This window comes from Caldichromatium japonicum, from assembly GCF_011290485.1.
Lineage (GTDB): Bacteria > Pseudomonadota > Gammaproteobacteria > Chromatiales > Chromatiaceae > Thermochromatium > Thermochromatium japonicum.
In genome coordinates, this window is the sequence record NZ_CP048029.1 from 2,713,075 (window position 1) to 2,725,980 (window position 12,906).

Sequence of the window (12,906 nt, forward strand, 5' to 3'; positions counted from 1 at the left end):
TCTACCCCATGACCCCAGTCTCCCTCCAAATAAACCTTGGACCAGCGGGATACGCATAGTGTCCCAGGCTAGAGCCGGAGTTACAGTATACCGCCTCGCGGTCGGCGAGTGTATTGTGTTAAGCGACGATAGTTCCCAAACGAGTTGTTTGGATCAGCCAATCTTGGCAAGATGCCGACCCGTGATGCGTTTCTGGAGAGCCGCCTCCGGTGGAAGCTGGTGCCCCTTCTCCTCCTCGGGGGAGCTGGCCTGTGATCGGCGCGGTAAAGCCCAGGCCCACAGCCATTCATCCGGAAAGGGCAAGACGAGGAACCAATGCTCAAGGATGGCCAAACCCAGAAGGGTCGCCACCAAAATCAATCCCACAGCCTCGGCAGTTTCAACACCAGGGGCCAAGGCCGCCGATACCATTAGGGCGTCGATGATGGTTGCCAAGGTCACCGAGATCGGAAAGAGGAGGTTCATCGGGCGTTTGACCATATAGCTGCGCAGATATTTGAGCTGTTCGGGTAGCCAGTCCTCATTAAGATTGGGTACCCCAAGGAACAGATTGAGCTTGGCGCTCCAGCGCATGAGCCACAGCACCACAAAGGTCCAGGTCCCGACCTGATTCGGCTCATCCCAGGTACTCAGAAGCAGAAAGAGCGCCATCCCGATGATTAAGAGCTCGTGGTACAACCCCGTCAGGATCGCCAATCCAAAACGCTTGCTATTAGAGCAGCCAGGTGGACAAGGGGTCTTGCGGGGGCCGGCGATGAAACCCGTGAAATAGCTCATCTCAAAGACACCCCAGATCAAGACCCCCGAGGTAAAGCCAAGATAGGCAGCAATGACGCTTGCCGAGGCGCTGCTCACGATCAGGACAAAGGTAGCAATTGCTAGTACGACAGCGCCCCCCAACAGGCTCCACCGAAAGGTAGCACCCGGGAGGTTATCGAGATAAAGCACAAGTCCCGTGCTCGACCACCAGAGAAAGAGCGCAAACAAAATGGGGAATCCATAATCGACCATGCGGGGGCGCGTCTCTGGAGGTACTGAAGGCCTGTCAAATCTAGATTGAGGGCGTGAGTCGCAATGAGCGCATCAATGAAAAGAGATCGCACGGAGATCGCACGCGGGCTTGTATCTGGTCTCTGGCTTCGCAAAACCGCCGCTTGGCTCCATAACCATCAATTCATGATGATCCCCGCGGCATCTTTGCGAGGAGATGCCTTAAGGCAAAGGGGGGCTTGACGTCTTAACAAACGCAAGACACAGGATAACCCATCGTCTGATGGCGATCAGGCTTCTGGTGAAATAAGATCACATAATCACGGCCAAATTGAACTTGGCCCCCAATTCATGCGCCTGCCTTGCGTATTCGATGCTCTCTGACAGCTCGTTCAGCAGATCATCGTAATCTTCTTCTGCGATGTCCTCGGGTCGTTCTTGGACAAGCAGATCATATAGTCCATTGAGGATTACCAGGGCCTCACCTGCATCGCGCCAGACCCCATCGCGCGCCATGAGCTCATCGCTCGATTCCATCCCGTCAGGGAGCTCATCGGCATCGCTGAGGTTGAATTGAAAGTCAGTATCATCGATCAGGCTAGAAAACGGCTCCAATCCTGCCGCGCTCGCCACTTCATCAAGCGTATCGCTATACTCAAACAGCGCCCATTTATCGCTTTCATCTGAGACGACCTCGCCATCATCCAGTAGATAATTCGCCCATAAGACGGTGCTCATCTGGTTTGTCCTCTCGTGGGGATATCGATCTGGCGCCCAGCGAATCTACCGGCCCGACATGAAGGCAGCGAAGGCGCCTTCGTTATCGACGCCATAAGCGCGCAGATCAAGCAGGATTCCAGTTACCGGGTCTTCAAGCGTTAACATGCCATTGGCACGCCGCGCCAAATGAAAGGGTTGGCTAAGATCAGTATGGTAGCCCTTGCGCTGGCGCGCCAGGGCGCGCAATACACCGCGCACAAAGCCCTCTTGACCGGGCGGTAGGGTCTGGATGAGTTCACCGGTGGCGACATCGCGCACCTCCATGGAGCCATCCGCCTGTTCGACGAAGCGGATATCGCGCGATTCGACCTCAGGCAGGATGGGGGCCTGCTCAAACTTATAACCCGTCAGACGGGCAACCCCGACCCCAAGAATCGTCAGGATGACTAGGGCCGAGAGTGCGATCAACACCCCTTTGGGCGGGGATCGTCCCTCGAATGCGTCACTCACGTCTCTAACCTCACCGGTGAGCTCGATGGGTTCTCGGCAGGCATGGCTACCGTCTCGGATGGCTGGCCCGCGGTACTCTGAAACTCATTAAGCGCCTTGGCTAGGATCTCAGCAACGACCTTCGGCTCGGGAAGGGTGCGTAACATCGGTTGCGGTGGCGAAAACTGCCAAGGTCGGACATGCGGCCAGAAGAGGAGATAGGATAGTTTGGCCGATGGGTCCATACGCAGCGAAATATCCCCCGTGCCATCATCATGGACGCAGAGATCGGCTGCCTGAACCTGTTTGAATGGTAGATTGACCATCATCGGTAAGGCGGCGCCGATGCGCATCACCACTCGGCGATTGGTGATGGTATAGATGCTTGAACGGGCCATCGACCATGCCAGGAGCGTCAGCAGGCCGATGGTCAGGAGGGCGAGAAAGAGGATCCAAGTCAAACCCTTGACCAGACTGATGAGGGTCAGTCCATCCGAGGCGTCCACAGCGACGGCCAAAACAGCCAGGATAGCGAAATAGATCGCCACCTTGCGGACATGAAAGGCCCGCCGGGCCATAGCCTTCCAGCTCGGCGAACCCTGCCAGAGCACCTCCTCGCCAGGCGGGAGGCGCTCGGGTAAACCCGGGATGGGTTCGAAATCATACTCCCTCACAGCCAGGGACCGGCGCGATCGGCCGTAGCATAGAGCTTACCGCCCGCGTAATAGGCACAGATCTTGTCCTCCTCATAGAGAGTGACCTGGTCGGCCTTGGACAGGGTCGGAACATTGGCAAAGTGCGCCGCCTTGATCGCATGGACCTTGACAAAACGGTTCTTCTTATCAAAACGGCTAAACCCGATCGGCAGCAGGACCTGCTTGCCATTGGCCGCTACCTTAACCTCGAGATAGCGGATCTGCGGCTCGGAGCGATCGACCCACACATCGGTAACCGTACCGGCGACCTCACCATCTAGCCCCAAAACGGTCATTCCGCGCGGATCGGGATCGCGCTCATGGATCGAGAAGTCCTTGGCTACCCGCAGCGGCACGATCTTGGGCTGGCCTTCATAGGTCAGGTCACAATGCTTGGCACGGTCGGGCGATGCTGCTGGGCCAAAACCCGAGAGCATGGGGTCGCCGATCGGATCCATGGGGGCACCGTGGAAGGGCGCGGTCGGGGTGGCATTGACCTTGAGCGGGGCCTCTTCGCGTGGAGCCACGACAGTGCCTTGATTGTGGGGCAGCACAAAGGTCTTGGGGGCCGGCGGCTCGGGGAAACCATAGGTCTTGACCCGCCCGCCCGTATTTTCGGTGATATCCGAATCAAGCGGATAGCCCTCACGCTTGTCTTCGGTGCGCAGGTAATAGATCAAACCGGCGAAGAAGAACCAGAAGACCCAGATGGTGACCTGGGCAGCGTCGATATAATGCTCAGCACCAACAGACATAGCTCAACCTCCGTAGGAATAACAATGCTAGCCAGGATCACTAGCTAGACCACATTAGCCAGGCGCCCGGATAGACCCCGGCGACCAGCGCTCTGAGGATCGCTTGAGCTGGCTCGCCTTTCCCCGCCCGCCATTCAAACGATCGATTTATCAGTATATCCCATCACGACTGGATCAGCTCCAGGGCCTGGGAGAGATAAAACCCAACGGCGATCCGCCGAGTGCGCCCTGGCTGCCAACCCTGCAACCCGGATTCAGCGGCAATCAAGGCGCGCAATCGCTCCGCGCTCACCGGTTCGATCGCCGGCGAGCGGTCGCCGCGCGGAAAGAGCTGACCGACCGCATGCATGATCACCAACAAGGCCGTCCGCGGAGCAAAGGTAAAGAGGATCGAACCGTGCGTGCGTTCGGCCAGCCTGCCCAATACACGCACCGCATCCTCGGGGCGGTAGTGGATCAGCGAATCCATGGCTACGACATGATCGAACTGGCCCAGGGCGGGATCGAGCATATCGCCCGCGATGAACTCGACTGAACCCGGACCGAAGTCAGACGGCAGGCGTTCGCGGGCGATCTGGATCAAGGTCGGTGCCACGTCGACCGCGACGACCTCGGCCCCCCGCCGCGCCGCCTCGACCGCGAGCATCCCCGTCCCGCAGCCGGCATCGAGGAGGCGCTTGCCGCGCAGGTCCTCGGGTAGCCACCCCAGCAGGGTGCGGCGCATCTCATCGCGCCCGGCGCGCACCGTCTGGCGCACCCGGCTAACCTTGGCATCCGAGGTCAACCGTGCCCAGGCATCGGCGGCAGTGCGGTCGAAATAGTGGGCGATCCAGCCGCGCCGTTCTTGATACGAGGATTCGGCCATCAGTTGAATCCCAAAAACTCGAAGATCTCGCGATCGCGCATGGGGTGGACATCCAGGGGGTCGACCCCTGCCCAGAGCTGTTCGGCGAGCTGCAGATACTGTTCTTGCGCTTCCTTGAGACCAGACCCTGGTTCGTCCGCCATCTCGAATACGGTCGCCTTTTTCAAGCGGCTGCGGCGGATGATGTCGAGGTCGGGCAGATGGGCCAGTCGCTTTAAACCGACGGCCTCGGCAAAACGGTCGATCTCATCGGTCTCACGGCTGCGATTGGCAACCAGGCCACCGATGCGCACCCGATAATGTTTGGATTTGGCGAGGATGGCAGTGGCGATCCGGTTCATGGCAAAGATCGAGTCGAAGTCATTGGCAGTGACGATCAATGCCCGCTCGGCATGCTGCAAAGGAGCAGCAAAACCGCCGCAGACGACGTCTCCCAAGACATCGAATATCACTACATCCGTCTCCTCGAGCAGATGGTGCTGTTTCAACAGCTTGACCGTCTGCCCCACCACATAGCCGCCGCAGCCGGTACCCGCCGGCGGACCGCCAGCCTCGACGCACAGGACCCCGTTGTAGCCCTCATAGACATAGTCGCTCGGGCGTAACTCCTCGATATGGAAATCAACCGACTCCAGGATGTCAATGACCGTGGGCACCAGGCATTTGGTCAGGGTGAAGGTCGAGTCGTGCTTGGGATCGCAGCCGATCTGGAGCACCCGCTTGCCGAGCTTGGAGAAGGCAACGGAGAGGTTGGACGAGGTCGTGCTCTTACCGATCCCGCCCTTGCCATAGACAGCAAAAACCCGCGTCCCCTCAATCCGCAGACCCGGATCGAGCTGGACCTGGACGCTCCCCTCGCCATCGGGGCGCTTGGGCAATGGATCATCAGCAATCTGCTGCATGCTCATGCAGCTGCCTCCTGATAGACGCCCTCGAGCCGATCTTCCAATTCTTCGCTCGCTTGCCTGAGCGCCTCGAGGGTCGCCTCATCCGGTGTCCAGTAGTTACGCTCGTGGGCCTCGATCAGCCGATTGGCGAGCTTGGCCGACGCCGTGGGGTTCAGCTCGGCCAGGCGCCTGCGCATCGCCTCATCGAGGACGAAGGTCTCGGTGAGCTGCTGATAGACCCAGGGCGCGACCTGGCCCGTGGTCGCCGACCAGCCCATGGTATTGGTGATATGGACCTCGATCTGGCGCACACCCTCATAACCATGCTTGAGCATGCCCTCATACCATTTGGGATTGAGCATGCGGGTGCGGGTCTCGAGCGTGACCTGCTCGGCCAGAGTGCGTACCACCCCCTCGCCGCGGGTTTGGTCACCGATATAGACCGGCACCTCACCGCCCTTGTATTGATTGACCGCCTTGGCGATCCCACCCAGGGTGTCGAAATAATGATCGACGGTGGTCACCCCGAGCTCGACTGAATCGAGGTTTTGATAGGCGAGCTGCACCTTGCCCAGCATGCTCTTTAAGAGCTCGACCTGCTGAACCGGCTTGCCCGATCGCCCATAGGCAAAGCTCTTGCGCCGGGTATAGGTCTCGGCGATCTCGCCATCGTCATTCCAGGTGCTGCTGTCGATCAGATGATTGACGTTGGCACCATAGGCCCCATCGGCGTTACTAAAGACACGCAAGGCCGCAGTCTCGAGATCGCAGCCATGCACCTGCTGATACTCAAGCACATGCTTGCGGATGAAGTTCTGTTCGACCGGCTCGTCCGCTGTGGCGGCGAGATAGGCGGCCTCGGCCAAGAGCTTGGTCTGCAACGGCAACAGATCGCGGAAGATACCCGAGAGGGTCATGACGACATCGATGCGCGGGCGCCCGAGCTCCTCCAGGGGAATCAGGATCGCGCCAGCCAGCCGCCCATAGTTGTCGAAACGCGGGCGTGCGCCCATCAAGGCCAGGGCCTGACCGATGGGCCCGCCCTCGGTCTTGAGGTTATCCGTGCCCCATAGGACCATGGCGACGGTCTCGGGGAAGCCGCTGCCCTCAGCGAGATGCCGTTCGATGAGACGCTGGGCCTGTTTGGCGCCATCCTTGACCGCAAATAGGCTCGGCAGGCGGAAGGGATCGAAACCATGCAGGTTGCGTCCAGTCGGCAGGATCGCTGGGGTGCGCAACAGGTCGCCGCCCGGCGCCGGCGGGATGAACCGCCCATCGAGCGCACGCAGGATGGCGGGAGTCTCGGTGTCCTGTACGAGCAGGCGGTCGATCTCGGCAAGCTCGCGGAAGAGCGTAACATGCTCCTCGGTCGCCTTCATCTTGCCGGCCTTGAGCGCCTTCTCGGGCGATTGGCCAGCGAGCAATGCCTCCACCGCCGCTCGTTCGGGTTGAATATCGCGGATCGATTCGGCGACCGCGATCAGGAGATCCACCCGCTCCTCTGGGCTGGGAGACTCACCGACGACATGTAGGCCATGCGGGATCAGGGTGTATTCGAGCTCGAGGAGCTTGTCATTGAGCTGGGCAATGCGCCCGGCATATTCATCCGCGTCCCAGGCCGGTTCGAGTTCAGCCAGTTCCAGCTCGGCGGCCTGGGCCTGGATCAACTCAACAAGCGACTTGCGTTCATCGGACTCGGTAGGCGGCAGGCTGCGCCAGCGCTCGAGCGAGGACTTGAGTTCGACCAGACCCTTATATAGGCCCGCATGGGCGATCGGCGGGGTGATATAGCTGATCAGGGTGGCCGCCGAGCGGCGCTTGGCGATGGTGCCCTCGGAAGGGTTGTTCGAGGCATAGAGATAGATGTTCGGCAGATCCCCAATCAGACGATCCGGCCAGCAGGTGCTGCTCAAGCCCACCTGTTTGCCGGGCATGAACTCGAGCGCACCATGGGTCCCAAAATGGAGGACCGCATGCGCCCCGAAGTCCTCGCGCAGATAGCGATAAAAGGACGAGAAGGCATGGGTCGGGGCAAAGCCCTTCTCGAACAACAGACGCATCGGGTCACCCTCATAACCGAACGAGGGCTGAATGCCGACGAAGACATTGCCAAATTGCGCGCCCAGCACAAAGATCGAGGCACCATCGCTTTGCTGTCTGCCAGGGGCCGGTCCCCATTGTTTCTCGATCTCGGCGAGATAGGGTTCGCGCCGAACATGATCGTCGGTGGGGATGCAGGCATGGACGTTGGCATGGGCGCCGAATCGCGCGGCATTGCCATTGACGATACGTTCGCGCAGCTTATCGACGCTGGCTGGAAGCTCGACGCTATAGCCCGCCGACTGCATGGCGCGCATGACGTTATAGAGCGAGGCGAAGACCGAGAGATAGGCCGCAGTCCCGGTATTGCCGGCATTCGGCGGGAAGTTAAAGAGCACGATGGCGATCTTGCGCTGGGCGCGCTCGGTGCGACGCAGGCGTACCAGTTTCTCGACGCGTGCCGCCAGCATGGCGGCGCGCTCGGGATGGGCCTGCATGTCGCGCGCACCTTCTTGCGTACCGCTCCCCGTGCGCCCTCCATAGACCAGGGGCCCAGCAGCGCCGTCCAGCTCGGGGATGGCCACCATCATGGTCGCCTCGACCGGCAGCAGCCCCTGGTCCGAGGACGCCCATTGGTCGAGGGACTGAAACTCAACTGCCAGCGTCGAGAGATAGGGTACGTCTAGACGTCTGAGCATCTCTTCCGCGGCCTGGGCGTCGTTATAGGCCGGACCGCCGACCAGCGAGAAACCGGTGAGCGAGACCACAGCATCGACGGTCGCCGCACCGTCCTTCATAAAGAACCGCTCGATCGCCGGACGCGCATCCAGACCACTGGCAAAGGCGGGGATCACCTCCAGCCCCCGCGCCTCCAGCGCCTGGATCACGCCATCATAGTGCCCGGCATTGCCCGCCAAGACATAGGAGCGCATCAACAGGAGCCCTACCCGCCCCTTTTTGCCATCCTTGATCCCCGGCAACTGATTGAGCTGATCCGTGATCCGCCCGGGCAGGCGCGGGTGATAGAGCCCGACCTCGGGATATTCGACGGGCGGGGGGACCTTGAGGGTACCGCGCAGATGGCGCCGCGGGCCATCGGCATAGCGATCAACCAGGAAGCGGATCATGTTGCCCAGGTTTTCATCCGAACCAGCCAACCAATACTGCAGGGTCAGAAAATAGGCGCGCACATCCTGGGCCGTGCCGGGGATGAAACGCAACAGCTTGGGGATGCGGCGCAGCATGGACATCTGCTGGGCACCGGCGCTTTGTTGATGTTCCTTGTTGCCGCGCAGTTTCTTGAGAAGGGCGATCGGGCCACCACCCGAGCCATCCATATGGAAGCCGCCCATGCGGGTGAGCTTCATGAGCTCGGAGGCCGACATGCAGACGATCATGGCATCGCACTGATCGCGCCGCGCCGCAAGCGCCGGCAGGATGGGCTTATAGTGCTCCTCCATGACCAGCATGGTAACCATGATGATGTCGCCCTCGGCGATGTCTCGTTTGCAGCGCTCGAGCGCCGCCGGATCATCCGCCCATTCGGCCGCCGCATGCAGGCTGAGCTGTAAGCCGGGCAGATCGCGCTGGACCCTAGGCAATGCCCGTTCTGTCGTCCCCGCCAGATGGCCATCCAAGTTGATGATGACAAAACGGATGGGCGCAGCATCGGGGTTGGGGCGCGTCTGATCAGCGACCGAAATGCGCTTTGGCATCGTAGAGCGTCTCCACAGTGATGGTCTTGATCCCGCGTTCAGCAGCAAAGCGCTCGGTATTGCGCCGCGCCTTGCCACGAACGAAGAAGGGGATCTTTTTCAGTTCTTGTTCTGCATCCGCAGCCCAGACGATCGACGGCCCGGGTTCTGCGAAAGCGGGGCTCCCCTGGACCGGACGCGTCTGGATCGAGCCGAGATGCGAGGGCGGCGCATCCTCATGAAACTCGAAGTCCTCGCGAAACATGGTGATGAGGTGCTCCTCCAGACCCATCATCAACGGATGCACCCAGGTATCGAAGATGACATTGGCCCCTTCAAAGCCCATCTGCGGGGCATAGCGGGCCGGAAAATCCTGGATATGCACCGGCGCTGAGATCACCGCGCAGGGGATACCGAGCCGTTTGGCGATATGGCGTTCCATCTGGGTGCCCAACACCAGGTCGGGCTGAAGCTCAGCGACCCGCTTCTCGACCTCGAGATAATCATCCGTGATCAGCGGCTCGACCTCATAGCGCCGCGCCGCCTCGCGAACCTCACGGGCATATTCGCGGCTATAGGTCCCGAGCCCCACCAACCTGAAGCCGAGCTCCTCGACGGCGATCCGCGCCGCCGCCAGCGCATGGGTGGCATCGCCGAAGACGAAGACCCGTTTGCCGGTGAGATAGGTCGAATCGACCGAGCGCGAATACCAGGGCATTCTAGACCAGTCCGGCTCGGGGACGCTATCGAGGACCAAACCGACGGCGGCTGCGCATTCCTTGAGAAATTCGCGGGTGGCACCGATCCCGATCGGCACGGTCTTGACCATCGGCTGGGCGAAATGGCGCCTGAGCCATTCGCCAGTCTGCTCGGCGATCTCGGGATGGAGACAGATATTGAAATCGGCCTCGGGCAGACGCCGGATATCGGCAGGCGAGGCACTCAACGGCACCACGACATTGACCCCGATCCCGATCGAATCCAGCAGGCGCTCGACCTCGACGACATCGTCGCGACAGCGAAAACCGAGCGCTGTCGGCCCCAAGAGGTTGGCGGTCGGTTGATGGCCAGCGGGTCGCTGCGGGCGCGCGCTGCCTGGGGGGGGGACCCGATCCTTGAGCAAGGCGCGCACAATCTGATACAGGGTCTCAGCGGCTCCCCAGTTCTCCTTGCGGGTATAAGCGGGAAGTTCGAGCGGCAGTACGGGGATCGGCAACTGCATCCCCCTAGCCAGGGCGCCGGGTTGATCCTGGAGCAGCTCAGCGGTGCAGGATTCGCCGACCAGAAGCAGCTCGGGCCGAAAGCGTTCATAGGCCGCCCGCAGGCTGGACAGGAACAGCTCGGCGGTATCGCCGCCCAGCTCGCGCGCCTGGAAGGTCGTATAGGTCACCGGCGGGCGCGATGTCCGGCGCTCGATCATGGTAAAGAGCAGATCGGCATAAGTATCGCCCTGGGGGGCGTGGAGGATAAGATGGGTGTCACGCATCGAGGCGGCGACCCGCATCGCACCGATATGAGGCGGACCCTCATAAGACCACAGCGTCAATTGCATCGCCCTAAACCCTCAAGCGTTCGGCCCGCAACAGGGGGCGCACAAAGAGTTCAGCTAGATCCGCCGCCTGATCGAAGCCGTGGATCGGCGTAAAGACCAGCTCGATCGACCATTTGGTGCGCAGGCCTTTGGCCTCCAGCGGGTTGGCCAATCCCAGTCCGCAGACGGTCAGATCCGGACGGGCGGCACGCAGGCGCACAAGCTGTTGCTCCAGATCCTGACCTTCGGTCAATGAGACCTGGGGCGGCAGCAAGGCGAGCTCCTCAGCTATGAGCTGGCGGTCGAGGAAGGGGGTGGCCACCTCGATGAGCTCCATCCCGCATTCACGGTGCAAAAAGCGCGCGATCGGGACCTCGAGCTGTGAATCGGGCAAAAACCAGATACGCTTGCCTGCCAACAGGTCGCGCTGCCGGCTCAGCCCCTTTGCAGCGCGTTCGACCGCAGGCGCAATCACTGCCTCGAATCGCTCTCGCGAGACGCCCCAGGTCTTGGCCGCCGCCCAAAACCAGGCGCGCGAGCCCTCGATCCCAAAGGGATAGGGCGCGGGGATCAGGGTCGCACCGCGTTTTTGCAGGGCGCGCGCTGTCTCGCTCAAGAAGGGCTGCGCCAAGAGCAGCAGGGTATTGCGACCCACTGCGGGCGCATCAGCCAGATGACGCGGCGGCAGAAACTCGACCGGACCGATGCCAAGCTCCCCGAATAGACGTTTGAACTGATCCTCGACCACATCCGGCAGGGTCCCGACGATCAAGAGCGAGCGCTCACCCTCGGGACGGACGGGGAGCTCAGGGAGCAAGGCATGCAAACAGGTGTCCTCGCCTTGGGTAAAGGTGGTCTCCAGACCGCTGGCCGAATAAGCGATCACCCTCACCTGGTCGCGATAGTGTTCAGACAGGCGCTCGGCGGCCTTATGAAGATCCAGCTTGATGACCTCGGATGGGCAAGAACCGACCAGAAACAGGGTCTTGATGGTAGGGCGACGCTGGATGACCTCGCCGACCACCCGGTCGAGCTCCTGGTTGCAATCGGCCAACCCCGCGAGATCGCGCTCCTGAAGGATGGCGGTGGCAAAGCGCGGTTCAGCGAAGATCATGACCCCCGCCGCCGATTGCAAAAGATGGGCGCAGGTACGCGAGCCGACGACCAGGAAAAAGGCATCCTGGATCTTGCGATGAAGCCAGACGATCCCCGCTAGCCCGCAAAAGACCTGACGCTGCCCGCGCTCGCGATTGATCTTGGGCCCAATATCGGCGCCAACCGTCGCAGACAGGGAAGCGACAGTCATTCGGCAGCCTCCGCCAGAACGCCCTGGGCCTCTTGGCGCTGCGCTTGGCCCTCGAGCCGGGCAACACGCAGCTTGATCAGGAATTGCGCCGCATTGATCACATAGGTCGCATAGGCAGCCAGGGCGATGAACATCTGGGCCTGATGATCGAGCGTCAGCAAAGACACCAGATAGGCAGTATGCAGCGCCAGCACCAGCATGCTGAAGACGTCCTCCCAGAAGAAGGGCCTGGCAAACAGATACTGCCCGAAGACCTCTTTCTCCCAGATCGACCCCGTGATCATGATGGTATAAAGCACCAGGGTCTTGATCACCACCGACCAGGTCGCAGCCAGATACCCCTCACCGGTTGCGAGATAGCGCAATACCAAATACAGACTGACCAGAAAGACCAAAAATTGAAGCGGGGCGAGGACACCCTGGACGATCGTCCAAGGCGATGCATCCCGGCGCCGGCGCTCCTCTGGGGTGTAGATCGGTGGGTGCTGAGGTTTGTTGGGTACCTGTTGGGTCATCGGCGGGTATCAGAGAATGCGAATGGGTGATCCTTAAGATCTTTAGCCAATCATCGTCTGAAATCTAGTCTGGTTTACCCGATGCGTCAACCAAACTTTACGTAAACCTGACTTGACAACCGAGAATCTGCTCTCAAAATAGGCCCCATAACATAAAGACCACACCAGGATTGAGGTCTCGACCCCTTAACCGGCCGCACCTCCTTGGATTGGCGCCCTGAGGGTCTTAGAGCTTGATTGTGAGGTCGGATGAGCACGCGGGCCATGCGGTCTTGTGGTGACCTTCCCTTAGCTTGATGCAGTGCGCGCTTCGACAACGCCAAGCGCAGCTCGCGAATCGAGAGATTTGATGCACCTGGGGTACCGATCCGAGCTGAATGACGACGAACACTGGAGGCGCATGCCAGTTAAGGCACAGG

The 12,906-nt window shown here is 60.7% G+C and carries 11 protein-coding genes; all 11 read right to left on the minus strand.

Features of this window, described 5'->3' with window-relative positions:
* Positions 1–153 precede the first annotated feature (153 nt).
* A complete protein-coding gene (gene puhE / locus GWK36_RS13290; RefSeq protein ID WP_166271799.1) occupies positions 154–1,011 on the minus strand; it encodes a putative photosynthetic complex assembly protein PuhE in 858 nt (285 codons plus the stop codon).
* Between the two features lie 291 nt (positions 1,012–1,302).
* Positions 1,303–1,728, minus strand: coding sequence for a hypothetical protein (locus GWK36_RS13295; RefSeq protein WP_166271801.1), 426 nt, complete (start codon positions 1,726–1,728; stop codon positions 1,303–1,305).
* 45 nt (positions 1,729–1,773) lie between these two features.
* On the minus strand, positions 1,774–2,220 hold the full coding sequence (gene puhC / locus GWK36_RS13300) for a photosynthetic complex assembly protein PuhC (protein WP_166271803.1): 447 nt from the start codon (positions 2,218–2,220) through the stop codon (positions 1,774–1,776).
* Positions 2,217–2,873 (minus strand): photosynthetic complex putative assembly protein PuhB, encoded by a 657-nt coding sequence (puhB, locus tag GWK36_RS13305; protein ID WP_166271805.1) that lies wholly within the window; start codon positions 2,871–2,873, stop codon positions 2,217–2,219. Before puhB ends, puhC begins: the two co-directional genes overlap by 4 nt.
* Positions 2,870–3,649 (minus strand): photosynthetic reaction center subunit H, encoded by a 780-nt coding sequence (gene puhA / locus GWK36_RS13310; protein ID WP_166271807.1) that lies wholly within the window; start codon positions 3,647–3,649, stop codon positions 2,870–2,872. The genes puhB and puhA overlap by 4 nt, the downstream gene beginning before the upstream one ends.
* Before the next feature lie 163 nt (positions 3,650–3,812).
* Positions 3,813–4,514: a magnesium protoporphyrin IX methyltransferase gene (gene bchM, locus GWK36_RS13315; protein ID WP_166271809.1), complete on the minus strand. Its 702-nt coding sequence runs from the start codon at positions 4,512–4,514 to the stop codon at positions 3,813–3,815.
* Positions 4,514–5,422 carry a ferredoxin:protochlorophyllide reductase (ATP-dependent) iron-sulfur ATP-binding protein gene (gene bchL / locus GWK36_RS13320; RefSeq protein ID WP_210756786.1) on the minus strand — a complete coding sequence of 303 codons (909 nt, stop codon included), beginning with the start codon at positions 5,420–5,422 and terminating at the stop codon, positions 4,514–4,516. The genes bchM and bchL overlap by 1 nt, the downstream gene beginning before the upstream one ends.
* Positions 5,419–9,156, minus strand: a complete 3,738-nt coding sequence (locus GWK36_RS13325; RefSeq protein ID WP_166271811.1) for a magnesium chelatase subunit H — start codon at positions 9,154–9,156, stop codon at positions 5,419–5,421. The genes bchL and GWK36_RS13325 overlap by 4 nt, the downstream gene beginning before the upstream one ends.
* Positions 9,131–10,687 (minus strand): ferredoxin:protochlorophyllide reductase (ATP-dependent) subunit B, encoded by a 1,557-nt coding sequence (bchB, locus tag GWK36_RS13330; RefSeq protein ID WP_166271813.1) that lies wholly within the window; start codon positions 10,685–10,687, stop codon positions 9,131–9,133. Before bchB ends, GWK36_RS13325 begins: the two co-directional genes overlap by 26 nt.
* 4 nt (positions 10,688–10,691) lie before the next feature.
* Positions 10,692–11,972 carry a ferredoxin:protochlorophyllide reductase (ATP-dependent) subunit N gene (locus tag GWK36_RS13335; protein ID WP_166271815.1) on the minus strand — a complete coding sequence of 427 codons (1,281 nt, stop codon included), beginning with the start codon at positions 11,970–11,972 and terminating at the stop codon, positions 10,692–10,694.
* Positions 11,969–12,487: a 2-vinyl bacteriochlorophyllide hydratase gene (gene bchF, locus GWK36_RS13340; protein WP_166271817.1), complete on the minus strand. Its 519-nt coding sequence runs from the start codon at positions 12,485–12,487 to the stop codon at positions 11,969–11,971. Before bchF ends, GWK36_RS13335 begins: the two co-directional genes overlap by 4 nt.
* Positions 12,488–12,906 lie beyond the last annotated feature (419 nt).

What these genes read in the sequence shown, in the direction of transcription:
- puhE (WP_166271799.1), bottom strand. Translation starts at nt 1,011, where the DNA reads ATGGTCGATTATGGATTCCCCATTTTGTTTGCGCTCTTTCTCTGGTGG.
- GWK36_RS13295 (WP_166271801.1), bottom strand. Translation starts at nt 1,728, where the DNA reads ATGAGCACCGTCTTATGGGCGAATTATCTACTGGATGATGGCGAGGTC.
- puhA (WP_166271807.1), bottom strand. Translation starts at nt 3,649, where the DNA reads ATGTCTGTTGGTGCTGAGCATTATATCGACGCTGCCCAGGTCACCATC.
- bchM (WP_166271809.1), bottom strand. Translation starts at nt 4,514, where the DNA reads ATGGCCGAATCCTCGTATCAAGAACGGCGCGGCTGGATCGCCCACTAT.
- bchL (WP_210756786.1), bottom strand. Translation starts at nt 5,422, where the DNA reads ATGAGCATGCAGCAGATTGCTGATGATCCATTGCCCAAGCGCCCCGAT.
- GWK36_RS13325 (WP_166271811.1), bottom strand. Translation starts at nt 9,156, where the DNA reads ATGCCAAAGCGCATTTCGGTCGCTGATCAGACGCGCCCCAACCCCGAT.
- bchB (WP_166271813.1), bottom strand. Translation starts at nt 10,687, where the DNA reads ATGCAATTGACGCTGTGGTCTTATGAGGGTCCGCCTCATATCGGTGCG.
- GWK36_RS13335 (WP_166271815.1), bottom strand. Translation starts at nt 11,972, where the DNA reads ATGACTGTCGCTTCCCTGTCTGCGACGGTTGGCGCCGATATTGGGCCC.
- bchF (WP_166271817.1), bottom strand. Translation starts at nt 12,487, where the DNA reads ATGACCCAACAGGTACCCAACAAACCTCAGCACCCACCGATCTACACC.